Source organism: Solidesulfovibrio alcoholivorans DSM 5433 (assembly GCF_000702665.1).
GTDB classification, from domain to species: Bacteria; Desulfobacterota; Desulfovibrionia; order Desulfovibrionales; family Desulfovibrionaceae; genus Solidesulfovibrio; species Solidesulfovibrio alcoholivorans.
Window position 1 is genome coordinate 93,489 of the sequence record NZ_JNJA01000001.1, and the last position, 24,432, is coordinate 117,920.

The following is a 24,432-nucleotide window of genomic DNA, read 5'->3' on the forward strand; positions in this document are numbered from 1 at the left end:
GGCCGGGGGGCCGGAGCAGTATGGAACAACGTCCCTCGCGGCTGGCGTCCTGCCTGAGGCTTGCCAGGCCGCACCAGTACGTCAAGAACGCCTTCGTCTTTCTGCCGCTTTTCTTCGGCTGGAAGCTGGCCGGCCCCGCCGCCCTGCCCAGGGCGGTGCTGGCCTTTGCCGCCTTCTGCCTGACCGCCAGCGCCGTCTATGCCATAAACGACCTGAAAGACATGGACGAGGACCGCGCGCACCCCTCCAAGCGCACCCGGCCGCTGGCCAGTGGCGCGCTCTTTCCGGCCGAGGCCGTGCTTTTCGCCGCCGTGCTCCTTGCCGGGGCCGGTTTTCTCGCCCTGACGCTCGGCTCCGTGCCTTTTGCCGGCATTCTGGGCGCGTATCTCGCCATCAACCTGCTCTACAGCTTCGCGCTCAAGCACAAGGCCCTGGTCGACATCGGCTGCATCGCCGTGGGCTTCGTGTTGCGGGTCTTCGCTGGCGGCGTGGTCACGGGCATCACGCCGAGTCACTGGATCGTGCTTATGACGTTTCTGCTGGCGCTTTTTCTCGGCTTCGCCAAGCGCCGCGACGATTTGCTTCTTTCCGCCGCGGGCTGCGAGAAAACGCGCCGCTCGCTCGACGGCTACAACCTGGAGTTCGTTTCGGCGTCCATGATCATCATGGCCGCCGTGGTCATCGTCAGCTACATCCTCTACACGGTCTCGCCGGAAGTCATCGCCAAGCACGGCTCGGACAAGTTGTACCTGACCGCAATTTTCGTCATCATGGGCGTGCTGCGCTACTTGCAGATCACGCTCGTCGAGTGCAAAAGCGGTTCGCCGACGCTGGTGCTTCTGCGCGACGGTTTCATCCAGGCCTCGATCCTGCTGTGGATCCTCAGCTGCTACTGCATCCTCTATCTGGAGCACGCCGGTCGCCCATGAAAAAGATCATGCTGTTCTACCCGCCGGGCCGGTTCTACCAGCGCGGCGAGGACCGCTCCCAAGGCAACGTGGAACAGTCCACGGCCACGTCCATGCGCGCGCCAAACGATCTTGGCTACGCCGCGGCCACGCTCAAAAAGGAAGGCTTCGCCGTCTTCTTGCGCGACTACCAGACCGAACGCGCCGCCCCCGCCGACCTTTTCGCCGACTTCGACCGCGAGGCCCCGGACGGCATTTTTGTCAGCATCACCAATTCCACCATCTTCGACGACTTGCGACTCGTGCGGGAGCTTGCGGCCAGAAAGCCGGGCCTTTGCGTCATGCTCAAGGGCGCGATCTTCTTCGCTCCGGACGCGGCGCTCCTTGACCAGCTCGACCTCGCCGACGTCACCTACCTGATCGGCCTGGAATCGGACTTCATCGTGGGCAAACTCGCGGCCGCGCATTTCGGCGACCCCGCCGCCGTGCCCGCGATTCGGGGCATCCTCTACAGGAAGGACGGCGTCTGGACCCCCACGGACTTCGCCTCCTGGGAAACCGACCTGGACAGCCTGCCCTTTCCCGACAGGAGTCTGATCAAAAACGCCCTCTACGCCCGCCCCGACACCGGCGAGCCCCAAGCGACCATCGCCACCTCGCGCGGCTGCCCCTCGGCCTGCATCTTTTGCATGACGCCGAAGATCTCGGGCAAAAAGCTGCGCCTGCGTTCCCCGGAAAACATCCTGGCGGAACTTTCCGAATGCTACTTCACCCACGGCATCCGCGACTTCTTCTTCAAGTCCGACACCTTCACCTTCGACGCGGACTGGACCGCCGCCGTGTGCCGGGCCATCCTCGATTCGCCCCTGGCCGGGAAAATCCGCTGGGTCGCCAACTCCAAGGTCAAGCCGCTCACGCGTGAGACGCTTTTCCTCATGAAAAAGGCCGGCTGCTGGCTCGTGGCCTTCGGCTACGAATCGGGCAGCCCGGAGACGCTTGCGCGCATCCACAAGCACACCACGGTGGAAGACAACCTCCAGGCCACGAAATGGGCCAAGGAAGCGGGGCTTCTCACCTTCGGCTTCTTCCTCGTCGGCCTGCCCTGGGAGGGCCGCGAGCACCTCGAAGCCACGCGCAAGCACATCTTCGCGCTCGACAACGACTTCCTGGAACTGCACATCGCCATTCCCTATTACGGCACGCGCCTCAACGAGATCGCGCGCGAAGAGGGCTTGCTCCCCGGCACGGTGCTCGGCAAGGACTACTTCAACGCGCCGACCGTGGGCACGACCAAGCTTTCCATGGCGGAGATCGAAGCCTTCCGCAAAAAAACGCTGCTCGATTTCCACCTGCGCCCGTCCTACATCGGCAGAAAGCTCCTCCAGGCCGGCGGCAACCCGAAAATCCTCGCCAACTACGCCCGCTTCGGCCTGCGGCTGCTCAAAAACACGCTGCTGCCCCCGAAAAAACGCCGCGTCGCCGCCGACGCCCCGCCCCACGTCCTCATCCTCGGCGCGGCCTCGGACATCGCCCTGGCCCTGGCCAGGGAACTCGCACACCAGGACGCCGCACGCCTCACCCTCGCCTCGCGCGACCTCGCGCGCCTGGAAGAAGCGGCCACGGACATCCGCGCCGCCTTCGCAACGCCCGTGACCGTACGCGCCTTCGACGCCCTGGATTTCGCCGGCCACCAGGCGTTCTACGACGCCCTCGACCCGGCCCCGGACATCGTGGTCACGGCCTTCGGGCTCTATCCCGACCAGCAGGCCGGGCAGCGCGACTTCGCCCTGGCCAAGGCGACCCTCGACGTGAACCTGACCGGCGCGGTCTCCATCCTCGAAATCGTCGCCCGGGACATGGAGGCGCGCGGCCACGGGACCATCGTCGGCATCTCCTCGCCCGCCGGCGACCGCGGCCGCAAAAGCAACTACCTCTACGGCGCGGCCAAGGCAGGCCTGACCGCCTACCTCTCCGGCCTGCGCCACAGGCTGGCCCAATCCGGCGTGCGCGTCGTCACCGTGCTACCCGGCTGGGCCAAAACGCGCATGACCGCCGCCGCGCCAACGCCCCAATTCCTCACCGCCACGCCCGCGCGCGTGGCCGCCGACATCCGAAACGCCATTTTGCGCGGCAAGGCCGTGGTCTACACTCCCTGGTTCTGGCGGCCCATCATGTGCCTCGTGCGCGCGCTGCCCGAAAAACTCTTCACGAAAACGAATCTCTAAATGAAAATCCTCTTCCTCAATCACAATCCCGAGGGCTACGGCACCTATTTCCGCTGCTACCACCTGGCCCGGCACCTCGCCGCGCGCGGCCACGAAGTGACGCTCCTTTGCGCCTCGCGCGAGCCCACGCTCTCCATCCGCGACCGCAAGGACGGCAACCTCACCATCCGCATCCTGCCGCGCGTCAACCTCGCCACCTACCATACCGGCCACACCCTGCGCATGTTTTTGAACGCCCGGGAATGCCTCACGCAGAAGATGGACATCCTGCACGCCTTCGCCTTTCCGCTGCACCCCATCAGCCTGCCGACGCTTCTCACCTCCATCGCCCGGCCCAAGGTGAAAATCGTCCTCGACCACGACGACATGTGGAAAGGCGGCTTCACCCTGCACCACCCCGCGCCCGTGCGCGCCGTCTACGACTTCACCGAGGACAAACTGCCCGCCCACGCCGACATGGCCACAGCCGCAAGCGCCATCCTCATGCAGAAATTCCGCGACGCCGGCCTGCCCGAGGAAAAGATCCACTACATCCCCAACTGCCCCACCGTCTCCGCCACCATGCCGGACAAGCTCGATGCGCGCGCCGCCCTGGGACTGCCCCCGGACGCCAAAATGGTCCTCTCCATGGGCCACACCTACACCGAATCGCTCTTCGCGCTCCTCGACGCCTACGCCACGGCGCGGCAGTCCATCCCGGACCTCAAGCTCTACTTCCTGGGCAAGCTCCACATCTCCGACGCCTTCAAGGCCCGCATGGCCGCCTACGAGGAGCGCTTCGCCCCGGATATCGTCAAGGTTGGCGAGAAACCCTCCAGCGAAGTACCGACCTACCTCGCCGCCGCCGACGCGCTGCTTCTGCCCATGGACGACGACCCCATCGAAAAAGCCCGCTTCCCCATCCGCTTCGGCGACTACCTCGCCTCGGGCGTGCCCGTCGTCTCCAACGCCGTGGGCGAAATCAAACGCATCATGGAAACCCGCGACTGCGGCTACACCGCCCCGGTCGACGACCCCGCCGCCTTCGGCCAAGCCATCGTTACCGCCCTGACCGATACGGCCGACCGCCAACGCAAACACGACAGCGCGCACAAGCTCATCGCCGAGGAACTCAACTGGCCCGCCGTGGCCGCGCGGTTGGAAGCGATCTACGAGCAGACGTTGAGGGGATAGTGGGGAAAGGTCGGAGGAGAGAAAAGAGGGAAGATGCCTCCGGCGGCCAGGAGGGGGTGACCCCCTCCTGGACCTCCTCGATGGGGGATTGGGTAAGCGGATGGGAGCGTAGGTCGTGGGCGGGTGTGCGTCGGCGAGGCCGGAATCGGGGCGGCGATGCCGTCGCTGCGCTCCTGGCTCGCCGCCCCGATTCCGGCCTCGCAGGCCCGTCGCCCCTTCGGGGCGAAATTGATGGAATTTTGCTTTGAAAGCCTCTTAAGGCAATAAAAAGAGCACTACGAAATAGTCGTGTCGGGTGAGACAATGTCTCCTGGATTCCCTTGCCTGGGCGGCGCTTTTTGGGGGCTGGCTTTGCAGCCCCCAAAAAGCGCCGCCCCGACAAGGGGGTCCGGGGGGGATTATCCCCCCCGGCCGCCGGAGGCACCTTCATCATGCGCATCTTCGTGCCTGCCATGGGGCGGGTGAATACGAGCAACCGGGACGGCAGCGAAGTCCGTTTCGCCGAGATTGCGAGGCGTTGGCTGACGCAGGGCGTGGAATTGCTGCTGCTTTTGCCGAAAAGGGAAATCGGCGTCCTGGAGTCCCAGGGCGTGCGGGCCACGTGGCAGGTGCATTGGGAGCCGTTTGCCAGCGAATCGGACAGGCTGTGGAACGTGCTGGCCATTTATTTGTGGCGCATCCTGACCTGCCCGTTCGCACGCTATCCTGTCGGCGTGGACGCGGTGTACGCGCCGTCGGATTTCCTGTTCGATCTGCTGCCGGCGCTTTTTTGCCGCTGGAAGAACCCCAGGGCGCGTCTGGTGGTCTGTGTCTTTCTCATCGCGCCCAACCCTTTCAAGGGTTATGAAAAAGTCCTTGGCAAAGGCTTCAAGCTGCCGTCGATTCGGGGGCTTTTGTATTTCACGGCCCAGTGGCTGTCCGTGGCGCTGGCCCGGGCGGCCGGCGCGACCCTGCTCGTGCTCAACTCCCTGGACAAGGATTCGCTTGTCGCCATGGGCGCGCGGGCGGAGAAGGTCCACGTAGTGACCATGGGCGTGGACGGGGCCTTTTTCGACGCCGTGGAGGCGACGCCGGACACGCCGCGCTTCGACGGCCTCTTCCTCGGGCGGCTGCATCCGCAAAAGGGGCTGTTCGATCTCGTGCGCATCTGGCGGCTGGTGTGCGATGCGCGCCCGGGGAGCCGGCTCGGCATCATCGGCGGCGGCAGTGACTGGTGGTTTTCCAAGCTCAAGCAAGAGATCGCGGCCGCGGGACTGACGGGCAACATCGAGCTGCTCGGATTTCGCCAAGGCGAGGACAAGGTGCGCCTGCTCAAGGCCGCGGGCTGTTTTCTCATGCCGAGCCATTACGAGAGTTTCGGCCAGGTGGCGGTGGAGGCCATGGCCTGCGGGCTGCCGGTGGTGGCCTACGACCTGCCGATTTACCGGGAAATCTTCCCCACCGGCATGATAAAGACGCCGTTTGAGGATACGCGGACCTTTGCCGGCGCCGTGCTGCGCGTGCTGGGCGAGCCCGAAGCCCGGCGGCAGGCTGCGGCCGCGGCGCGGCGGCGCGCGGCGGTCTTCGACTGGGCGGCCATCGCCGAGCAGGAAATGGCGATCCTCAACAATTCGTAGCGACCGCAACGAACCGCAACCCGGAGAACAGGCCATGTTGGATTACCTCAAACTGTTCCTGTTGTTTTTCCGGGTGGGCGCGACCAATTTCGGCGGTCCGGCGATCATCCCGTTTTTGCGGACCGAGGTCATCAAGCGCGGGCATATCGACGCCCGGCGTTTCGGCCGGGGCGTGGCGCTGACCGAGATATTGCCCGGCTCCACCATTCTCCAGCTTTCGGGCTACGTGGGTCTGGAATACAAGGGCGTCCCCGGCGCCATCGTCGCCTTCGCCGGCATGGCCATGCCGAGCTTTCTGCTCATGCTGGGCCTCACCTGGCTCTACGTGGCCTATCACAGCCTCGATATCGTGAGGGCGGTGCTGGCCTGCATGGACGCGGTCATCGTGGTGGTCATCCTGCAGGCGGCGCGCCTGTCCGGCAAGGTCACGTTCAAAAGCTGGCGGGGGCCGGCCATCGCGGCCGTGAGCCTCGTGCTGTTCCTGTTCAAGATCCCCTCGCTCCCGGTCCTTGGCGGCTGCGCCGCCTTGGCCATGCTCGCGTTGCCCATGCCCGAGCCGGTGGACGCTTCTGGCGACGAGGAGCGCATGCCGCCGCGCCTGTTGCGGCAGGTGCTGTGCCTCACCGCGACCATGGCGGCGCTGACCGTGGGCGCGTTTTTCTGGGAGCCGCGCATGGGGCAGCTCGCCGTGGACATGGTCAAGGCGTCGCTGCTCTCGTTCGGGGGCGGCTTCGCCACGATCCCGATTTTCCTCGAGGACGTGGTGCACGGCAGCCACTGGCTCACGGCGTCGCAGCTTTCGGCCGGCATCATGCTCGGCCAGGTCACGCCCGGGCCGGTGGTCATCACGGCCACCTTCATCGGCTACCTGATGCACGGCCTGGCCGGGGCGACTCTCGCCACGGTGTGCATCCTGGGGCCGTCGTTTATTCTGGTGGTGGCCATCGCGCCGGTCTTCGGCAAGGTGGGCAACAACCCCTGGGTGCGCAAGGCGGTCAGCGGCGTGCTTGCGGGCTTTGTCGGCATGCTCGTGAGCGTGGCGGTGTTTCTGGCGCAGCAGGTGCAGTGGAACTGGGCCACGGGCGCGACGCTCGTCCTTGCAGCCGTGCTCATGGCCTGGAAGAAGCTCTCGGTGATCTGGCTGATCCTGATCGGCATCGCCATCGCCGTGGGCAATTATTATTTCGGCCGCTATCTGCCGCCGCTCCCTTTCTAGGCCAGGGCTCACTCGTCGCGCAGGACGCTGAGGACCTCGACGTTGGCCGCGGCCCAGGCCGGGTAGGCCCCGGCGACAAGGCCCAACGCGGCCGAGCCGCAAAGCGAACCGCCGATGAGCCACGGGTTGAAGACGCTCGGGAAATCGCCCACGCGGTAGACAACAACCAACAACAACAATGCCGCGAAAGTCCCGGCCGCGCCGCCCACGGCCGACATGGCCCCGGATTCCAGCAGAAACTGCCGGATGATGTCCGAGCGCCTGGCTCCCACGGCCCGCCGGATGCCGATCTCCAGCCGCCTGGCCCGCACGAGCAGGATCATGATCGACAGGATGCCCAGGCCGCCGATGCCGAACGACAACGACGAACTGATGTAGCCGAGCGTGGCGACCAGATCGAGGGCCTGCTGCTTGAGGTCCATGGTGTCCTTGGCCGTGAGCACGCGGAAATCGTCGGGCTGGCCTTTGTCCACCTTGATGTCGTGGCGGCGGCGCAGGATATGCTCGGCCGTGGCCTTGGCCGTCTCGAAATCCGTGCCGTCGGCCATCTGCATGTACACGCCGTGGATGTAGTCCCTGTTGGAGAGCCGGCGCATGTAGGTGGAAAGGGGAACGAAAATCTGTTCGTCCTGGTTGGCCCCGGAAACGTCCGCGCCTTTTTCCTCCATGACGCCGAGCACCTTGAGCCGCGCGCGGAAAATGTGCACGGACTGGCCCACCGCCGCCTGGGGCGCGCCGAAAAGCCGCGTGGCGATGGCCGGGCCGAGCACGCAGACCAGAGCCCGGTCGTCCTCGTCGTCCTGATCGAAAAAATGCCCGTATTGCGGCGCGCCGCCCCGGATTTTTGGGTACGCCGGCCAGGTGGCCACCACCTGGCACATGGTCTTCCTGTCCCCGGCCCGAATGGGCATGGGAAAGGCCAGATAGGGCACGCCATCCGTCGCCGAAGGCAGCCCGCGCAAAAGCGCCAGGGCGTCCGGCAGCTTGAAGCGCGTATTGCCGGCGTCGGCGCGGATGTCGCCGCGGCGAAAGCGGATGTTGCCGCTCATGGCCATGAGGAGATTGGGACCGAGCTTTTCCGTTTCCAAAACGGCCTTGCGCTCCATGGCCAGGGAGATGTGCAGCACGCCCGTCAGCGCCAGCGCCCCGAGGAAGACCCCGAGCATGGCCAGGACGGTGCGCATCTTGTGCGTGGCCAGGGATTTGAGCGCAATGCGCAGGCTCAGGAACATGGCGCTGGTCAGCCGGAGGCGTCGGCTTTGCTCGGGTCTTCGCTGAACGCCTCGGTCTTCCAGGGAAAAATGTCGCGTGCCCGAACCAGGGCGTAGTTTTCCACATCCTGGTGCCAGGCCCGGAACAGGCGCACGATCTCGTGCCCGAGCGGCGTCAGGCGAAAGCCTTTCTTGGGGCCGGAACGCTCCACCAGCGGTTCGCCGATGACGGTTTCCGTCTGCTTCATACGGCCCCAGGCCGCCCGGTAGGACATGCCCATGGCCGCCGCGGCCTTGTTGAGGGACCCCAACTCCTCCACGAGTTCCAGCAGCTGGATGCGCCCCAGCCCGAGCAGCATGCCGTCGCCGGTTTCCAGCCACAGGTGCAGCCGCTGCACGGCCTCGATCTGACGCATCGCTCCTCCCTTATTTCCGGCGCGGACATCTGGTTGCCGGTTCCGGCTGTCTTATCCTCTGCCGGCCCGGACTGCAAAGGGGGGAGTTGACCGCGCCGGCCGCGTCCCGTATCGCCTGACCCCTGCCCGGCGGACCGGACACCGCAGCGTTCCGGTGCGTGGAGGATTGATGGGAAAACGCCAGACAACAGGGCAAAACGCCACGGGATACGCCGCCATCTGGGCCCTGGCCTGGCCGCAGATTCTCATGATGCTGCTCAATTTCCTGATCGGCATCATCGACGTGTACGTCGGAGGGCGCATCGACCGGGAGACGCAGGCGGCCATCGGCGTGCTGACCCAGGCCATGTTTTTTTTCCAGGTCGTGGCCTCGGCCGTGGCCAACGGGGCCGTGGCCGCGGTCAGCCAGTCCGACGGGGCAGGGCGCACGGCCCGCGCCGACCGCTACGTCTGGCTGTGCCTGCTCCTCGGCGTCGCCGCCTCGGCGGCCATTCTCGTTTTGGGGCTGGCGAGCCGTCCGCTTTTCCTCTCGCTGCTCCAGGTGCCGCAGCCCATGCTGCCGACGGCGCGCTATTTCCTTACCGTTTTCCTCTGGCTGCTGCCCATCCAGTCCTTTTTCGTCATCGCCAACGCGCTGTTCCGCGCCAGGCGCTTGGTCATGGTGCCGCTCTACGCCTGGGGACTCGCCGCCGCGCTCAACGCCCTGGGCGATTTCGGCTTCGGCCTCGGCTGGTTCGGGCTGCCGAATTTCGGCTACGCCGGCGTGGCCTGGAGCACGTTCCTTTCCGTCACGGCCGGCATGCTGTTCAACTTCGCGGCGCTGCTGCGCATCGGCTGGCTGCGCGCGGCGCGCTTCCCCGCCTGGCGCTGGGTGCGTTGCGCGAGCCCGTACCTTTACAAGGTGGCCTGGCCGTCGGGGCTCATGCAGATCGTGTGGCACACGGGGTATCTGCTCCTTTTCGCCATCACCGGCTCCCTGCCTTCGGGCAGCGTGGACGCCCTTGCCGGCATGTCCGCGGGCATGCGCGTGGAGTCGCTCCTTTTCCTGCCGCCCATGGCGTTCAATTTCACGGCCTCCATCCTGGTCGGCAACCTGCTCGGGGCCGGGCAGCCGGCCCTGGCCAAGCGCGTGGGCTACCGCATTTTTTTCGCCGGCCTTGTGTCCGTGACGCTTCTTGGCGCGGCGCTGTGGCCCTTTCTGCCCTGGTGCGCGTCCGTGCTTTCGCCGGAGCCGGCCGTGGCCGCCCAGGCCGTTTCCTATCTGCGCTACAACGTGGCGGCCATTCCCTTCACCGTCGGAGGACTTATACTGATCGGGGCGCTGACCGGCGCGGGAGCCACGCTGCTCACCATGTGCGTGACCGGGGCCTCGATCTGGTGCGTACGGTTGCCCTTGGCCCTCTATTTGGGGCATAGCCTCCTTGGCCGGGCCGAGGGGGTGTGGATGTCCATGTTCGCTTCCCAGGCCGTGCAGGCCCTGGCCTGCCTGTGCGTGTACCAGTACGTCGACTGGACGCGTTTCGGCATGGGCGGCGGCAAACCAAGGAAGTAAGATGCGAGACGGTTTCGAGCCCATTTGCCTCACCCGCCGGGAAGAGTACCTGGAACGGCTGGCCCGCTGCCCCCAGAAGGTTTCCGACTACAGCTTCGGCAACCTCTTCGGCTGGGCCGAGGAATACGGCCTTTCCTGGCGGTTCGGCGAAAGCCATGTCTGGATCTTGCAAACGAAGCCCGTGGAAGTCTTCTGGGCTCCGGTCGGCCCGTGGATGGACGTGGACTGGAGTTCTTGTCCCTGCCTGTCCGACGGCCTCGACTTCATCCGCGTGCCCGAGCGGCTGTGCGAGATTCTCGGCGACGCCATGCCCGACCGGGTCGCCACCCAGGACTCCCGGGACCACGCCGACTACGTCTACAGCGTACCCGAGCTCGTCGCGCTTCGCGGCAACAAGTTCCACAAGAAAAAAAACCTGCTCAACCAGTTCCTGCGCAGCTACGATTACGAATACAAGCCCCTGACCCCGGAATGCGTGGAAGAGACCCTGGAGATGCAGCGCCAGTGGTTCTCCTGGCGCGACCCCGAGGAGTCCGGCGCGCTGCTCGCCGAGAACCAGGCCATCGTGCGCGTGCTCCAGAACTGGGACCGCATCCCCGGGCTCATGGGCGGGGCCATCCGCGTGGACGGCGAGATGGTCGCCTACACCGTGGCCGAGGCGCTCACCCCGGAGATGCTCGTCATCCATTTCGAAAAGGGCCGGCCCGGGTTCAAGGGCATCTACCAGGCCATCAGCCAGATGTTCCTGGCCGACGCGGGAGAGGGCTACGCGCTGGTCAACCGCGAACAGGACCTCGGCGACGAGGGCCTGCGCAAGGCGAAGCTCTCCTACAACCCGAGCGGTTTTCTCAGCAAGTGCACGGTGTCCGTGGCGGCGCGCCGGTAACGGCGCGCCGCGCCCCGCAACCCCAGGAGGGCTTGCTTTTTCCCGGAAAAGGTTTCAATCAACTGCCTTGCAACATGAACGCGGCATGCGCCCCTGCATGCCGCATCGGAAAAGGAGACGACTTTGAAGGTCCTCGTCGTGGACGATTCCAAGGTCATGCGGGGAATCATCCGCAAGATGCTTGGCCAGGACGGGGTCGATGTGCTCGAAGCCGCCAACGGGCGGCAGGCCTTGGAGGTGCTGTCCGGCGAGCCTATCGACTGCATCGTCTCCGACTGGAACATGCCGGGCATGAAAGGCATCGATCTGTTGCGTTGCGTGCGCGGCGGCGTGGCGCGCGCCGACATCCCCTTCATCATGGTCACGGCCGAGGCGCTCGAGTCCAACTTCGCCGAAGCAGACGCGGCCAAGGTCAGCGGCTACCTGGTCAAGCCCTTCACCGCCGAGGAGCTCTGGAGCGCCATCCGGAACGTCCTGCCCGACGCCCCGGGACGCTGATCCAAGCACCGCGCCGCGGCCGCCCGTTTTCTTTTCCCTTCCCCGACAATCCCAGCATCCCGGCCGCAAGCCGAAGGGTTCCCCATGTCTTTTCGGATGACACCCAAGGCGCTTTCCCGTCTTCCCCAATGGTTTTTCTTCCTGGCCTCGCTCGTCGTGGGCTGGCGCTTTTTTCTCTTCTGCCGCTACGCCGTGGGGGCCGGCCCCGAGGCGGCGCGGCCCGCGGCGGTGGAGGGCTTTTTGCCCATCAGCGCCCTGCTCGGCGCGCGGGAGTTCTTCACCTCGGGCCGATGGGACCCCGTGCATCCGGCCGGGCTCGCCATCTTCCTGGCCGCCCTGGGCATGAGCTTCGTCTTTCGCAAGGGCTTTTGCGGCCACGTCTGTCCGGTGGGGTTCGTGGCCACGCGCCTGGGCAGGCTCGGCGCGCGCCTGGGCCTCGCGCGCAGCCTGCCAGGCCGCCTCGACGCGGTCCTCGGCCTGCCCAAGTACCTGCTGCTGGCCTTTTTCCTCTTCACGACCTTCTTCGCCATGGACGCCGCCGCCGTGGCCGGATTCCTGCGCTCCTCCTACAACATGACGGCCGACGCCAGGATGCTGCTCTTTTTTACCCGGCCGGGGCTGGTCGCGGTCCTGGTCCTGGCCGCGCTCGCCATGCTCGGCCTGGTCTTCAGAGGCTCGTTTTGCCGCTGGCTGTGTCCCTACGGCGCGCTGCTCGGGCTTCTCGCCAGGATAGGTCCCACGGCGCTTGTCCGCGATGCCGACGCCTGCACCGGTTGCGGGCGCTGCCGCAAGGTCTGCCCCGTGGACCTGCCCATCAACGCCGGGCCGCGCCCCATGACGTGCAGCGGCTGCGCCGCGTGCGTGACGGCCTGCCCCAGCGCCGCCCGGGCCGCGTCCTTTTCCTTCCTCGGCCGCCGCGCGCCGTGGTGGCTGACGGGTGCGGGGGCCTGCGCCGTGTTCGCCGCGGCTTTCGGCATCGCGGTCGCCCTGGGCCTGTGGCAGGCGAAAATGCCTGCGGCCATGCTCGCGCGCCTCTACGCCGCGGCCCTTGGCGGCTGAGGCGCGAAGCGCGAAAAAGTTCCGACCCTACCTCTTGTCTGGTATGCCCTTAGAGGATATATCCTTGATCGATATCTATCGTCGCGCATAATCACCAGGGGGAAACCATGGGCAAACTCGTCAAGGAAGAACAGGAAGGCGGACGGCTGCACATCGAGTCGCCGCTGATGGGCGAATCGCTGGTGAGCAAGAAGCTCCTCACGGGCATGTCCCGCAAGGAAGTCTTCCGCATGCACCCCGACGTCAACGTGCTGAAAATCGGCGGCCAGTCCATCATGGACCGGGGCGCCAAGGCGCTGTTGCCGATCATCGACGTGCTGCTCGCGGCCAAGGAAAAACACAAGCTCATCCTCATGACCGGCGGCGGCACGCGCGCGCGCCACATCTACAACATCGGCCTGGAGCTCGGCATGCCCACGGGCGTGCTGTCCAAACTCGGGGACAAGGTCGCCTCGCAGAACGCGGAAATCCTCTCGGTGCTGCTGTCCAAGCACGGCGGCGTGCGCATCGGGCACGGCGACCACCTGGAACAGCTCACCATGTTCTGCCAGCTCGGCTACCTGCCCATCACCCCGGGCATCCCGCCCTACGGCTTTTTCGAGCACCCGGCGGAAGACGGCTTCATCCCGCCGCACCGCACGGACTGCGGCGCGTTTCTTCTGGCCGAAAACATCGGCGCCAAGTCCCTGCTCTACCTCAAGGACGAAAGGGGCCTCTACAGCGACGATCCGAAAAAGGCCAAGGACCGGGAAAAGCTCGAATACTACCACCGGCTGACCGTGGACGAACTGATCGCCCTGGACCTCGACGACCTGATCGTGGAACGTCCCGTGCTGCGTTTCCTCAAGTACGCCAAGACCATCACGCAGTTCCAGATCATCGACGCCCTGCGCCACCCGGAGCATATCCTGGCGGCCCTGGACGGGGAACACGTCGGCACCATCGTCACCAAGGAGTAGCGCAGGGGCCGCGCCAGCCACCTTACGGCTGGCGCGGCCGCCCGCGGAGCCCCATGCCGGAATACCGGATGCAGCGACAAAAGCCGCGCCGGGAACGAGTCCCCGGCGCGGCAACACGGAAGGCAGGCGGCGCGGACCCGGCAACCGCTCCCGCGGCCACGAAGGCGACGCCTCATCAACATTGGCGTTATACGATGCCGGCTAGTCCTGCCCGCCGCCTTCACGCGCGGCATCGGTGGGAAGGTAGACGACCTGCGCGCCGATGGCGGCGGCAATGGTGTCCAGCTCGCGTTTACGGATGTGTTCGGCAAAAAACTTCACGTCGCCCGTGGCAGCCACGACACGGTAACGGGGCCTCTTCTCGCCCTTTTCGATCTTGCGGCGCTCGCGCGCGAAAATGGTGGACATGGTGCTCCTCCATGGGGCTGGGGTGTGTTTGAGTTGGCAAATGTAACCTATGTGCTTAAAGCATCTATGTCAAGGGGGTGTACCCGATGGCGGAAAAAATTGGTCCGGGCAAACCGGACCGCTACATGCAACCCTCGATCCTCATGGCGCTGCTCGACGGCAGCTCTCATGGCTACGAGCTGTTGCAGCAGATTGGCGAATTCGGATTTCTCAAGGGCGATGCGCCACCGGGCATGATCTACCGGCACCTGCGCCAAATGGAGGAGGAAGGGCTCGTGGCCTCGCAGTGGGACGCCACGGGATCGGGACCGGCCAAACGCGTCTACGCCATCACGGACGAGGGCCGCGAGGTGCTCCACGCCTGGGTGGGCTACATGGAACGGCAGGCGGCGTCGCTGCTCGCCTTCGTGACGCGCTACCGGGAAAAGGACGCCGGCTAGCGTTGCGCCCCTTCCAAATACGGCCGTATTTTTAAGGGGAAATAGGCAGCGGGGACGCGCCGCTAGGCGATCCCGCCAGCCGCCTTGCCGGCGCGCTTGCCGAGCGCCGCAACCCAGCGGCCGAGGCCGTCGGCGCGCACCTGGAGCACGGCCTGCCCGCCCCATAGCGACGGCCGCAGCCAGCCGCCGGTCGCGACGCTGTCGCCGGAAAGGGGGACGAGGGGATCGCGGTCCACGGAAACGACGCGGATGCCCCGGGCTTCCAGCTCGGACACGGCAACCAAGGCCGGCAGCCGGCGCATGTCGCCAAGCTCGATGAAGCGGCCGCACCAGCCGTGCCGGGTCAGGCCCACGGCCGCCGCCGCGCCGATGATGCCGTCGTTGCTGCCGCCAACGCCAGCCAGATGCGCGCCGGACGCCGCGGCCATGGCGTCGCGCTGGGCGACCTTCCCCGCGTTGCAGGACAGGGCGAAGGCGACCAGGGCGTCGTTCACGTCGCCGGCCGCGGAGAGGCACACGCCCGGGTCGCTGCCCTCCGGGGCGTTGCCCGCGAGATAGGCCGCGGCCGCATCGAACAGGCCGCGCCCCAGGGAGGGATCGTCCGCCTCGAGCACGGCGCAGGCCGAACTGTTGTTGCTCGTAAAGGGAATCTCGGGGAGTTTGGGCAGTTGGTGGCGCAGCACGGCGCGAAGCGTAAAGGATTCGGGCAGCCCGGCGCAGAAATCGCGAATGGTACGCCCCGTGCCCTTGGGCGAGGTCTTGGTGTCCGTGTCGTCGAATCCCAGGTAGAAAATACAGCCTGCGGCGCGTGCGGTATTCATGCGGTCCCCCTGTCGCCGCGCCGGTTGCGCGGCGGTTTCGATCCCTAGCATGGGGGTGCCGCAGCGACAATATCCAATATTAAAAATAGCTTATGTTTTAATTGACATGACCGACATGGCTATTTCTTGGGCCTGCCGCCCGAGGATTCCTTGCCGGTGATATGGTTCATGGAATAGCCGCCCTGGTAGATGACGCCCGTGGTGGTGTCCATGACGTATTCGAGTTCGCCGTTGGCGATGTACTGGTAGCGGCCGACGCCGCGGTTGCCGTACAGACTGTAGGCCAGCACGGCCACGCCGGCGATGACCGCCAGCTTGTAGAGCACGTCCACGATATCCTTGATGCGTTGCGACATGATGGCCTCCCCGCGCAACGGCGCGGGGCGTTTCGGTTAGACGTTTTCCGCCTCGTCGTGCCCCTCGCGGGCCAGGCCGTACTTGCGGATGCGGTAGCCGATCTGGCGCAGGGTGAGTCCGAGCTCCCGCGCGGCCCGGGACTGCACCCAGCCGTGGCGGGTGAGCGCGCTGAGGACCTGCTGGCGCTCCATGTCGCGCAGCTCGGCCGCGTCCTCGGGCAGCACCTGCGGCCGTTCGCCCTCGGCGAGCATCTCCGGGGGGATGTCGGCGATGTCGATGCGGTCCTCGGGCGCGGTCACGGCCAGGCGCGATACGAGTTCGCGCATCTCGCGGATGTTGCCGGGCCAGTCGTAGGCCTCCAGGGCCTTGAGCGCCTTGGGCGTGAGCGACAGGCGGCGGGCGTCGCGCGCGGACTCCAGAGAAAGCAGGTGGTCGAGGAGGATCGGGATGTCCTCGGGGCGTTCGCGCAGGCTCGGCACGCGGATGACGGCCATGGCGGCCGCCCCGGCAAGCTCGGGGGCGAGCCCCTGGGGCGGAGCCGAGAAGAGCAGCCGCGTGCGGCTCGTGCGCCGGCGCGTGCCGCCCATGCGCGCGAACGCACCTTCGGTCAGGAACCGGGCCAGACGCTCGACCAGGGCCGGCGGCAGCCGGTGGGCCTGCTCGATGAGCAGCGTGCCGCCGTCGGTCTCCTCGATGCATCCGGGAACGCCGGGCCTGTCGATGCCGCGCGAGACGCCGAAGAGGCGTCTGTCGGGATGTTCCCCTTCGGCCGGGTCGAACACCGAAAACAGCCGCACCGCACGCGGCGAAAGCTCGTGGATGAGCCGGGAGAGCACGCCCCGGCCGCTGCCCTCCTCGCCAAGGAGCAGGACCGGCGCGTCGGACTGGGCCGCCTTGTCCACGGCGGCGCGCAGCGGCTCGAGCAGGGGGCTTGCGCCCTCGGAAAAGACGTGGCGATAGCGCAGCGAGACCTTGGAGCGCAAAAAGACCGTTTCGCGCGCCAGATCGCGGTTGCGCGCAAGGCCCGTGCACGTGGCGCGCACCAGGACGGCCACGGCCTCGGCCAGGACCGTAAGCCCGCGCAATTCTTCGGACAGGGAGGCGTCGCCGCCCGTGAGGCCGTCGGCGAAAAACCAGCCGCCGGGCATGTCCTCTCCGGCAAAAATGGGCGCGGCCAGCATGGCCCCCGCCTCGGGCGGCAGGTCCACCGCACCGTTCGCGTCAGCGAGCACGGCCGGCTGGCCCCGGCGCAACACCCGGGGCACGGCCCCGGCAGCGCCGCGCTCCAGGGCGGCTTCGAGCAGCAGGCTCACGTCCGGCGCGCCGATCTGCGCCCGGATGGCCGGCGGATTGTCGGCGTCGGCCAGCACCACGGCGGCACTTGCCAGCCCCGGCATCCCGGCCAGCACGCCAAGCAGGCGCGCCATCGCGGCGTCCAGGTCGCGGCCGGCGTCCGCGGCCGGTTCGAGGCAGGCAAGGGCCCGACGGAGTATCTCGAGGTCCATGGCGTTTCCTTTTGAGGCGCTTGCGAAAAAAATGATAAGGAAGCCTCTCGCCGCCCTTGTTCCAGGTTTGGCCGGCCGCCGTCAATGGCTTGACTTGCCCTTGCCGGCCGGTACGAGCCCGCATGGACAGTCCGGGCGTTTTTTGCCAGAGGGGAGGGACAAGGCGGCGCTTGCCCCGCGCGGCAACCGGACCGTCATGCGACGCCCGTATGGGGATTGCAAGCCGGATGCGGCCGCTTCGCGCGCCCACCCACGCCTCCCCGAGCCTTTTGCCCCAAAGGAGACCCCCATGCAGCGCAGAGCCAGCGGCGTGCTGATGCACATCACTTCGTTGCCGTCGCGTTTCGGCATCGGCGACTTCGGCCCCGGCGCGCGCCGCTTCGCCGCGTTCCTGGCCAGGTCCGCCCAGTCCTACTGGCAGATCCTGCCCCTGACGCCCACCTCCACCTTCATCGGCAACTCGCCCTACAGCAGCGACTCGGCCTTCGCCATCAACCCCCTGCTCATCAGCCCCGAACAGCTCGCCCTCGACGGCTGGCTCGACGCCGGGGACCTCGACGCCGACGCCCCCCGGGGCAATCCGGCCGTGGCCGACTACGAAGGCGCGACGGCCCACAAGGAGGCGCTCGTGTGCCTGGCCTTCGCGCGAAACCGGGAAAAGCTCGCCACCGACGCGGGATTCGCCGTCTTCTGCCACGACGCGGCGTCCTGGCTCGACGACTATGTGCTCTTTCAGGCCATCAAGCGCGAACGCGGCGGCCAGGCCTGGAACGAGTGGCCGGCGGAACTGCGCGACCGCCGCCCCGAGGCGTTGCAGGCCGTGCGCGAGCGCCAAGCCGAAACCATCGACTGCCTGCGCTTCGCCCAGTACCTGGCCGCAACGCAGTGGAAGGCGCTGCGCCGGCATCTGCGCGAAAACGAGATCCAGGTCATCGGCGACATGCCCATCTACGTCACCCAGGACAGCGCCGACGTCTGGGCCGACCCGGGACTGTTCAAGCTCGACGGGCACAAGCGCCCGGTGTTCGTAGCCGGAGTGCCGCCGGACTACTTCAGCGAGACGGGCCAGCGCTGGGGCAACCCGGTCTACGACTGGCCGGCCCACGAAAAGACCGGCTTCAACTGGTGGATCAAGCGCATGGCCCACAACATCGCGCTCTACGACGTGGTGCGCCTGGACCACTTCCGCGGCTTCGAGGCCTACTGGGAGATTCCCGCGTCCGAGGCGACCGCCGTGCGCGGTGAGTGGATCAAGGCCCCTGGCATGGCGCTTTTCAAGACCATGCTGCGCCATTTCCCGTCGTTGCCGCTCATTGCCGAGGACCTTGGCGTGATCACGGCCGAGGTGCGCGAACTCATGGCCGCCTTCGCCTTTCCCGGCATGAAGATCCTCCAGTTCGCCTTCGGCCCGGGCATCGCCGAAAACCGCGACGCGCCGCACAACTACCCGCGCAACTGCGTGGCCTACACCGGAACCCACGACAACAACACCACGCTCGGCTGGGCGCGCAGCGGCGAGGCCGGCGAGGAAGGGCGCAACGCCCTTTTCGCCTACCTCGGCCGGGAAATCGCGCCCGAACAGACGCCCTGGGAACTCATCCGCCTGATCATGGCCAGCTGCGCGACCACGGCGGTCGTCCCCATGCAGGATCTGCTCGGCCTTGGCGAAGGGGCGCGCATGAACATGCCCTCCGTGGCCAAGGGCAACTGGGGCTGGCGGGCCGTGGAAGAACAGCTCGAAGCGTCGCTGGCCGAACGCCTGCGCGCCATGACCGAAATTTATGGAAGGAATCATTGAGAAAAAGAGAGGAAAGAAGCCTCCGGCGGCCAGGAGGGGCACTGCCCCTCCTGGACCTCCCGAAAGGGGGGATGAGAGACGTTGTGGGCATGAGACGATGAGCGGGGATGCGTATGCGGGGGTGGCCGGGCTTTACGACCCGGCCACCGCGCTTTTTCTCGATCCCGTGCGCCGGCTGGTCGCCGGGACGCTGGGCCGGCTCGGCGCGCGGCGCGTGTGCGACGTCTGCTGCGGCACGGGGCGGCTCGTCGCGCAATTGCGCCGCGCCGGCTTACGCCCCGTCGGCATCGACGGCAGTCCGGCCATGCTCGCCCGGGCGCGGACCCTTTGCCCGGGGAAACAGGTTTTCGCACGCATGGACGCCCGGCGTCTGGCCCTGCCCGACGGGGCCTGCGACGCGACAGTGGCGACCTTCGCCCTGCACGAAAACGCCCCGGACGACCGGCGCGCCATGCTGGCCGAAATGTTTCGCGTGACGCGGCCGGGCGGCCACATCCTGGTCGTGGACTACCTTGCCGGGCTGCCCGCCTCGCCCATGGGCCTGCTCGTGGCCCTGGCCGAACGGCTGGCCGGGCGCGAGCACTACCGCAACTACAGGGACTTCCTGGCTAGAAAAGGGGTTGCGGGCCTTTTTCAGGCTGCGGGACGTCCTGTGGCGGCGCGGTATCCGTGTCTTGGGGGGCGGGCGGCGCTGGTTGTTGCTCCGGCGGAGCCGGCTGTCGCTCCGGCTTGCGCTCCGGCTCGCCCTTGATGATCAGCTTGTCGTGCCGGGGCTCGCGCTTGGGCAAAGGCTTTTTGGGCTGTCCCTTGGGCGGCAGGGAAAAGCCCGACGTCACTGGCTCGGCGTGGGCTTCCTTGATCTTCCACAGCCGGTTTTCGTCGCGTACAAGGCCGTAGTAGCAGTTCATGACGGCCTGGTGCGGCTTGCCGCGCTCCTGCCAGGCGAGTTTCGCGACCACGCGCACCGAGGCGTTTTCCCCCTTGGCTTCGACCTGCATGGGCTCGACAAAGGCGATGCGGAGCTTGGCCTCGCGCTCGGCGGCCAGGAGGCCGGGCAGGCGCTCGGGCAGTTCGCTCGCGCGCACGGGTCGCACGATGTTGCTCAGAAAGGGCACGATCTTCGCCCCGTCGGCGTAGAGGCGCAGATTGGCCTTCACGTCGCCGCTCATGACCACGCCCGGGTATTTCACCATGAAATCGTGGACGTTTTTCGCGTCGGCCGAAGAAAAGCCCGAGGATTTGGGACCGGCGGCCTTCTTTTTCTGCGCGCCGGCGCAGCCCGCAAGCGCCGCCGCCACGACGCACAGGACAAGCGCGAGGACGAGGCGGCGCATGGCGGCCTACGCCCCGGCGGTCCCGCCGTTTGGCCGGGGGCCGGCCGCACGGCGCAGCAGCAAGCGGTAGGAACGCACGCCGTGGACCATCTCGCCAAGCAGCCTGCCGCCGCCGCGCACGAAGCACAGAAGCGGCAAAAAGCCCCAGGACTGGCTGGCGTAGAGCACGCGCCGCAGTTTGCGCGACCAGACGAGCTCCGGCAGGATGTCGCGCCTGAGCCCCTTGCCGTAGACGGCGAACGGGTCCGCGCCGCGCGACAGGGCCGCGACGGCCGCCTCGCCGGCCATCTCGCCGCTGCGCAAGGCGTAGTAGATGCCTTCGCCGAAAAGCGTTTCCACGAGCCCGGCCGCGTCGCCAACGAGCATGGTCCGGCCGTGCCAGGGCGCGTCCAGGTAGTTGCCGTAGGGCAGGCCGTGCCCCTTCGACTTCTCGGCAAGTTCGCCGGGAAGGCCCAGGAACTCGACGAATTCGCGGAATTTCGGGCGAAACTCCTTGGCGTGGCGGGAGCTGTGGCCGCCGATGCCGATGGCGAGACAGTCCTTGTGCGGAAACACCCAGCCGTAGCCCGCGCGCAGGAACCCGGCGTAGACCGTGGGATGCGGCGCGTGCAGGTCCTCGTGGACGCGCCCGGAAAGGAGCGGGTCCGTGCGCGGCAGGTAGAATTCCATGGCCCCGCCGAGCCCCGCCTTCCAGGCGGCGCGGTCGATGGGGCAGGCCGCGCGCACCACGCTCCCCACGCCGTCGGCTCCGATCAAGTAGCGGCCGCGCAGTTCCCGGCCGTCGTCCAGGCGCACGGCGGCGTTTGCCGGGTCCACGGACACGACGCGCGACTCCAGGCGCACGTCCGCCCCGGCGCGGACGGCGCGGTCGAGCAGGTGCTTGTCGAAGACCCGGCGCGCGGTCAAGTGGAAGGGGTAGAACATCTCGCCGGCGGCGATGACGCGCTCGCGGAAGCGGATGCAGTAGCCGCGCGCGGCCGTATTGAACACACCCGTGGCGAGAAGCCCTTCGGCCGTTTCGGCGAAGACGCGCTCGAGCACGTCCACGGCCTTCCAGGTGAGCAGCCCCGCGCACAGCTTGTCGCGGGGGAAAGCGGCCTTGTCCAGCACGCAGACGGAAAAGCCCTTCTGGGCCAGGACCTGGGCGGCGGTGGACCCGGACGGGCCCGCGCCGACGATGACGACGTCGTGGGTTGCGGTCATGGGAATCGGTGCGGCAAAAGGTTTGTGCCGGGTTGCCAAGGACGGCTCCACCGGCTAACGGTGCCCGAGCATAACCGCAGCGCGCCCGAGGGGCAATGCGCGACCGGGGGTTTTGGCGTGACGCATTTCCGCCTGCCTTTCAACGCCGTCGTGTTCGACTTCGACGGCACTCTTGCCGAACTCGTCATCGATTTCAAGGTCATGAAGGAAATGGTGGCCCGCGAAGCCGCCGTCCGCCTGCCTGATCCGCCGCCGGCCGACGGCCTTCCCGCCCTGGAATACGCCGCAAGGCTCGCCGCGCGGATTCGCGAGGTTTCGCCCGCGCAGGCGGAAGCGTTCGAGGCAGCCGTGGCCCGGGGCATCCGGGACCAGGAAGTCGCCTCGGCCGCCGGGGCCAGACTTTTTCCCGCCACGAAGGCCGCGCTCACCCGTCTGACCGACGCCGGGACCAAGGTCGGCGTCATCACCCGCAACTGCCGCGCGGCGGTGCTCACGGTCTTTCCCGACCTTGCCGCCTATGCCGGGGTGCTGCTCGCCCGCGACGACGCCCGGCGCGTCAAGCCGGACCCGGGACATCTCCTGGACGCCCTGGCGGCGCTTGGCGCGGACCCCGCGCGCGCGCTCATGGTCGGCGACCATCCCATGGACATCGCCACGGGCCGCGCCGCCGGCACGCGCACGGCCGGCGTGGCCAGCGGCCGCACGCCGCTCGCCGAACTCGCCCGCCACAGCCCGGACTACCTGGCTCCGGACGTCGGCGCGCTCGTGGAAATGCTCGCCCACTGACCTCCGGAACCCCGCCCCGCCACACCAAACCTCGTACCGTGCCCCGCCCCCCTTTCGGGAGGTCCAGGAGGAAGTGACCCCCTCCTGGCCGCCGGAGGCATTCTTCTCTTCTCCTCGCCCTCACTTACCGCGCCGGCCGCATGAATACGGCCGCCAGCGGCGGCAGGGTCAGACTGAGGGAGAAGGGATGGTCGAAGCTCTCGATCTCCTCGGCCATGACCGCGCCGGCGTTGCCGAGCCCGGAGCCGCCATAGGCCTTGGCGTCGCTGTTTAAAAGTTCCGTCCACAGGCCGGGGATGGGCACGCCGATGCGGTAGCCCTCGCGGGGTACGGGCGTGAAATTGAGCGCCACGAGCACCACGTCGTCATGCCGCTTGCCGCGGCGCAGGAAAGCCAGCACGCTTGCCTCGGCGTCGCGGTAGTCGATCCATTCGAAACCCTCGGCCTTGAAATCGCGCTCGTGCAGGGCCGTCTGCGCGCGGTAGAGGTGGTTGAGGTCCGCCACCCACTGCAACACGCCCTGGTGCGGCGGGGATTCGAGCAGTTCCCACTGCGGCTCGGCGTCGTGGTTCCACTCCTGCCACTGGCCGAACTCGCCGCCCATGAACAAGAGCTTCTTGCCGGGATGGCCGAACATGTAGCCGTAGAGCAGGCGCAGATTGGCGAACCGCCGCCAGTCGTCGCCCGGCATTTTCCCGAGCAGGCTGCCCTTGCCGTAGACCACCTCGTCGTGGGACAGCGCCAGCACGAAGTTTTCCGAAAACGCGTACCAGATGCTGAACGTCAGCTCGCCGTGATGGTATTTGCGGAAAATGGGGTCGCGGGCGAAGTAGCGCAGCGTGTCGTGCATCCAGCCCATGTTCCACTTCATGCCGAACCCCAGGCCCCCGAGATAGGGCGGCCGCGACACCATGGGCCAGGACGTCGATTCCTCGGCCATGGTCTCGGCTCCGGGAAACCGGGTGTAGACCATTTCGTTGAGGCGGCGCAGGAACTCGATGCTGTCAATGTTCTCGCGGCCGCCGTGGGCGTTGGGAATCCACTCCCCCTCGCGCCGGGAATAGTCGAGGTAGAGCATGGAGGCCACGGCGTCCACGCGCAAGGCGTCCACGTGGTAGCGCGAGAGCCAAAAAAGCGCGCTCGAGATGAGGAACGCGCGCACTTCGTAGCGGCCGGTGTTGAAAATGTAGCAGTTCCAGTCCGGATGGTAGCCGCGCTTGGGATCGGCGTGCTCGTAGAGGTGCGTGCCGTCGAAAAAGGACAGGCCATGCCCGTCCGTGGGAAAATGGGACGGCACCCAGTCGAGGACCACGCCGATGCCGTTCTGGTGCAGGCGGTCGATGAGCGCCATGAACTGCTGCGGCGTGCCGAAGCGGCTCGTCGGCGCGAAATACCCGAGCGTCTGGTAGCCCCAGGAGCCGAAAAAGGGATGCTCCATGATGGGCAGGAATTCCACATGGGAAAACCCGGAACGCAGCACGTGCTCGGTCAGGTGGTCGGCCATCTCCACATAGGACAGGGAGCGGTAGCGGTCCTCGTGCACGCGCTTGAACGAGCCGAAATGCACCTCGTAGATGGAAACCGGCGCGGAAAAGCCGTTTTTCTCGTGGCGCGAGGCCATCCAAGCGGCGTCGTTCCAGTCGTAGCCGAGATCCCAGACAATGGAGGCCGTGCTCGGCGAGGTCTCCCAGTAGAACGCGTAGGGATCGCCCTTGTCCGCCCGGTAATCGCCCACGGCCGATTGGATGTGGTACTTGTAGTGCGCGCCGTTGCCGAGCCCCGGCACGAAGCATTCGTAGATGCCCGAGGCGTCCTGGCGCACGGCCAGGGGATGGCGGCCGGGATCCCAGCCGTTGAAGTCGCCGACCACGGAGACGGCCTTGGCGTTGGGCGCCCAGACCGCGAAATGCACGCCGGGTTCGTCCTCCACGGTCATGGCCCGGGAGCCGAGCTTGTCGGGCAGGTCGAAATGGTTGCCCTGCTTGAAAAGATAGACATCGTGCTCGGTGAGCCGCGACACGTCGTGGCGGGGAGACTTGGCGTCCCACATGATTGCGCGCT

At 67.0% G+C, this 24,432-nt stretch carries 22 protein-coding genes; 14 read left to right on the forward strand and 8 right to left on the reverse strand.

The annotated features are described in order from the left end of the window. The first annotated feature begins 20 nt into the window (after window positions 1-20). From Q368_RS0100380 to chrA, 5 genes are all read left to right on the forward strand, one after another. Window positions 21-929, forward strand: coding sequence for a decaprenyl-phosphate phosphoribosyltransferase (locus Q368_RS0100380; RefSeq protein WP_043784650.1), 909 nt, complete (start codon window positions 21-23; stop codon window positions 927-929). Beyond that, entirely contained in the window at window positions 926-3,133 is a 2,208-nt protein-coding gene (locus Q368_RS0100385; protein WP_029456750.1) for an SDR family oxidoreductase, read from the forward strand. Before Q368_RS0100380 ends, Q368_RS0100385 begins: the two co-directional genes overlap by 4 nt. Then, window positions 3,134-4,306 carry a glycosyltransferase family 4 protein gene (locus Q368_RS0100390; protein WP_029456751.1) on the forward strand — a complete coding sequence of 391 codons (1,173 nt, stop codon included), beginning with the start codon at window positions 3,134-3,136 and terminating at the stop codon, window positions 4,304-4,306. It abuts the gene before it with no gap. Window positions 4,307-4,737: 431 nt separating this feature from the next. Next, window positions 4,738-5,922 (forward strand): glycosyltransferase family 4 protein, encoded by a 1,185-nt coding sequence (locus Q368_RS0100395; protein ID WP_029456752.1) that lies wholly within the window; start codon window positions 4,738-4,740, stop codon window positions 5,920-5,922. 34 nt (window positions 5,923-5,956) lie between these two features. Then, complete coding sequence (gene chrA, locus Q368_RS0100400) at window positions 5,957-7,138, forward strand: chromate efflux transporter (protein WP_029456753.1); 1,182 nt, start codon at window positions 5,957-5,959, stop codon at window positions 7,136-7,138. A gap of 8 nt (window positions 7,139-7,146) precedes the next feature. Here the strand turns inward: chrA and Q368_RS0100405 are convergent, their stop codons facing one another. Both Q368_RS0100405 and Q368_RS0100410 read right to left on the reverse strand, forming a co-directional pair. Further along, window positions 7,147-8,370 carry an ABC transporter permease gene (locus Q368_RS0100405; protein ID WP_029456754.1) on the reverse strand — a complete coding sequence of 408 codons (1,224 nt, stop codon included), beginning with the start codon at window positions 8,368-8,370 and terminating at the stop codon, window positions 7,147-7,149. 8 nt (window positions 8,371-8,378) lie between these two features. Continuing rightward, the gene (locus Q368_RS0100410) at window positions 8,379-8,765 is read right to left on the reverse strand and encodes a winged helix-turn-helix domain-containing protein (RefSeq protein WP_029456755.1); all 387 of its coding nucleotides are present in this window, start codon (window positions 8,763-8,765) and stop codon (window positions 8,379-8,381) included. Window positions 8,766-8,934: 169 nt separating this feature from the next. On the opposite strand from Q368_RS0100410, the gene Q368_RS0100415 reads away from it, so the two are divergent. The 5 genes from Q368_RS0100415 to Q368_RS0100435 all read left to right on the forward strand — a co-directional run bounded on the left by Q368_RS0100415 (window position 8,935) and on the right by Q368_RS0100435 (window position 13,719). Continuing rightward, window positions 8,935-10,317 carry an MATE family efflux transporter gene (locus Q368_RS0100415; RefSeq protein ID WP_029456756.1) on the forward strand — a complete coding sequence of 461 codons (1,383 nt, stop codon included), beginning with the start codon at window positions 8,935-8,937 and terminating at the stop codon, window positions 10,315-10,317. Window position 10,318: 1 nt separating this feature from the next. After that, window positions 10,319-11,203 carry a DUF2156 domain-containing protein gene (locus tag Q368_RS0100420; RefSeq protein ID WP_029456757.1) on the forward strand — a complete coding sequence of 295 codons (885 nt, stop codon included), beginning with the start codon at window positions 10,319-10,321 and terminating at the stop codon, window positions 11,201-11,203. Window positions 11,204-11,326: 123 nt separating this feature from the next. Beyond that, on the forward strand, window positions 11,327-11,701 hold the full coding sequence (locus Q368_RS0100425; protein WP_043784653.1) for a response regulator: 375 nt from the start codon (window positions 11,327-11,329) through the stop codon (window positions 11,699-11,701). A gap of 84 nt (window positions 11,702-11,785) precedes the next feature. Continuing rightward, complete coding sequence (locus Q368_RS0100430) at window positions 11,786-12,760, forward strand: 4Fe-4S binding protein (protein WP_029456759.1); 975 nt, start codon at window positions 11,786-11,788, stop codon at window positions 12,758-12,760. Between the two features lie 107 nt (window positions 12,761-12,867). Then, complete coding sequence (locus tag Q368_RS0100435) at window positions 12,868-13,719, forward strand: amino acid kinase family protein (RefSeq protein WP_029456760.1); 852 nt, start codon at window positions 12,868-12,870, stop codon at window positions 13,717-13,719. A 201-nt stretch (window positions 13,720-13,920) separates the two neighbouring features. On the opposite strand, the gene Q368_RS0100440 is transcribed toward Q368_RS0100435, so the two are convergent. Next, on the reverse strand, window positions 13,921-14,127 hold the full coding sequence (locus Q368_RS0100440; RefSeq protein ID WP_029456761.1) for a hypothetical protein: 207 nt from the start codon (window positions 14,125-14,127) through the stop codon (window positions 13,921-13,923). Between the two features lie 86 nt (window positions 14,128-14,213). Between Q368_RS0100440 and Q368_RS0100445 the strand changes: the two genes are divergently transcribed. Next, window positions 14,214-14,567, forward strand: a complete 354-nt coding sequence (locus Q368_RS0100445) for a helix-turn-helix transcriptional regulator (RefSeq protein WP_029456762.1) — start codon at window positions 14,214-14,216, stop codon at window positions 14,565-14,567. A gap of 62 nt (window positions 14,568-14,629) precedes the next feature. Here the strand turns inward: Q368_RS0100445 and Q368_RS0100450 are convergent, their stop codons facing one another. The 3 genes from Q368_RS0100450 to Q368_RS0100460 form a co-directional block, all read right to left on the reverse strand. After that, complete coding sequence (locus tag Q368_RS0100450; protein WP_029456763.1) at window positions 14,630-15,388, reverse strand: hypothetical protein; 759 nt, start codon at window positions 15,386-15,388, stop codon at window positions 14,630-14,632. Window positions 15,389-15,507: 119 nt separating this feature from the next. After that, on the reverse strand, window positions 15,508-15,744 hold the full coding sequence (locus Q368_RS0100455) for a hypothetical protein (protein ID WP_029456764.1): 237 nt from the start codon (window positions 15,742-15,744) through the stop codon (window positions 15,508-15,510). Window positions 15,745-15,780: 36 nt separating this feature from the next. Then, the gene (locus Q368_RS0100460; RefSeq protein WP_029456765.1) at window positions 15,781-17,250 is read right to left on the reverse strand and encodes a sigma-54-dependent Fis family transcriptional regulator; all 1,470 of its coding nucleotides are present in this window, start codon (window positions 17,248-17,250) and stop codon (window positions 15,781-15,783) included. Between the two features lie 289 nt (window positions 17,251-17,539). Here Q368_RS0100460 and malQ point away from each other — a divergent pair, with 289 nt between their 5' ends. Continuing rightward, complete coding sequence (gene malQ, locus Q368_RS0100465; RefSeq protein ID WP_029456766.1) at window positions 17,540-19,048, forward strand: 4-alpha-glucanotransferase; 1,509 nt, start codon at window positions 17,540-17,542, stop codon at window positions 19,046-19,048. 97 nt (window positions 19,049-19,145) lie between these two features. Next, window positions 19,146-19,799, forward strand: coding sequence for a class I SAM-dependent methyltransferase (locus Q368_RS24280; RefSeq protein WP_029456767.1), 654 nt, complete (start codon window positions 19,146-19,148; stop codon window positions 19,797-19,799). 589 nt (window positions 19,800-20,388) lie between these two features. Here Q368_RS24280 and Q368_RS0100480 read toward each other — a convergent pair. After that, window positions 20,389-21,585: a geranylgeranyl reductase family protein gene (locus Q368_RS0100480; RefSeq protein ID WP_029456769.1), complete on the reverse strand. Its 1,197-nt coding sequence runs from the start codon at window positions 21,583-21,585 to the stop codon at window positions 20,389-20,391. A 117-nt stretch (window positions 21,586-21,702) separates the two neighbouring features. On the opposite strand from Q368_RS0100480, the gene Q368_RS0100485 reads away from it, so the two are divergent. Next, window positions 21,703-22,371: an HAD family hydrolase gene (locus tag Q368_RS0100485; protein WP_029456770.1), complete on the forward strand. Its 669-nt coding sequence runs from the start codon at window positions 21,703-21,705 to the stop codon at window positions 22,369-22,371. Between the two features lie 124 nt (window positions 22,372-22,495). On the opposite strand, the gene glgB is transcribed toward Q368_RS0100485, so the two are convergent. Further along, complete coding sequence (gene glgB / locus Q368_RS0100490; RefSeq protein ID WP_029456771.1) at window positions 22,496-24,421, reverse strand: 1,4-alpha-glucan branching protein GlgB; 1,926 nt, start codon at window positions 24,419-24,421, stop codon at window positions 22,496-22,498. Window positions 24,422-24,432 lie beyond the last annotated feature (11 nt).

Coding starts and splice junctions, on each gene's coding strand:
- Q368_RS0100380 (WP_043784650.1), top strand. CDS start 21: ATGGAACAACGTCCCTCGCGGCTGGCGTCCTGCCTGAGGCTTGCCAGG.
- Q368_RS0100385 (WP_029456750.1), top strand. CDS start 926: ATGAAAAAGATCATGCTGTTCTACCCGCCGGGCCGGTTCTACCAGCGC.
- Q368_RS0100390 (WP_029456751.1), top strand. CDS start 3,134: ATGAAAATCCTCTTCCTCAATCACAATCCCGAGGGCTACGGCACCTAT.
- Q368_RS0100395 (WP_029456752.1), top strand. CDS start 4,738: ATGCGCATCTTCGTGCCTGCCATGGGGCGGGTGAATACGAGCAACCGG.
- chrA (WP_029456753.1), top strand. CDS start 5,957: ATGTTGGATTACCTCAAACTGTTCCTGTTGTTTTTCCGGGTGGGCGCG.
- Q368_RS0100405 (WP_029456754.1), bottom strand. CDS start 8,370: ATGTTCCTGAGCCTGCGCATTGCGCTCAAATCCCTGGCCACGCACAAG.
- Q368_RS0100410 (WP_029456755.1), bottom strand. CDS start 8,765: ATGCGTCAGATCGAGGCCGTGCAGCGGCTGCACCTGTGGCTGGAAACC.
- Q368_RS0100415 (WP_029456756.1), top strand. CDS start 8,935: ATGGGAAAACGCCAGACAACAGGGCAAAACGCCACGGGATACGCCGCC.
- Q368_RS0100420 (WP_029456757.1), top strand. CDS start 10,319: ATGCGAGACGGTTTCGAGCCCATTTGCCTCACCCGCCGGGAAGAGTAC.
- Q368_RS0100430 (WP_029456759.1), top strand. CDS start 11,786: ATGTCTTTTCGGATGACACCCAAGGCGCTTTCCCGTCTTCCCCAATGG.
- Q368_RS0100435 (WP_029456760.1), top strand. CDS start 12,868: ATGGGCAAACTCGTCAAGGAAGAACAGGAAGGCGGACGGCTGCACATC.
- Q368_RS0100440 (WP_029456761.1), bottom strand. CDS start 14,127: ATGTCCACCATTTTCGCGCGCGAGCGCCGCAAGATCGAAAAGGGCGAG.
- Q368_RS0100445 (WP_029456762.1), top strand. CDS start 14,214: ATGGCGGAAAAAATTGGTCCGGGCAAACCGGACCGCTACATGCAACCC.
- Q368_RS0100450 (WP_029456763.1), bottom strand. CDS start 15,388: ATGAATACCGCACGCGCCGCAGGCTGTATTTTCTACCTGGGATTCGAC.
- Q368_RS0100455 (WP_029456764.1), bottom strand. CDS start 15,744: ATGTCGCAACGCATCAAGGATATCGTGGACGTGCTCTACAAGCTGGCG.
- Q368_RS0100460 (WP_029456765.1), bottom strand. CDS start 17,250: ATGGACCTCGAGATACTCCGTCGGGCCCTTGCCTGCCTCGAACCGGCC.
- malQ (WP_029456766.1), top strand. CDS start 17,540: ATGCAGCGCAGAGCCAGCGGCGTGCTGATGCACATCACTTCGTTGCCG.
- Q368_RS24280 (WP_029456767.1), top strand. CDS start 19,146: ATGAGCGGGGATGCGTATGCGGGGGTGGCCGGGCTTTACGACCCGGCC.
- Q368_RS0100480 (WP_029456769.1), bottom strand. CDS start 21,585: ATGACCGCAACCCACGACGTCGTCATCGTCGGCGCGGGCCCGTCCGGG.
- glgB (WP_029456771.1), bottom strand. CDS start 24,421: ATGTGGGACGCCAAGTCTCCCCGCCACGACGTGTCGCGGCTCACCGAG.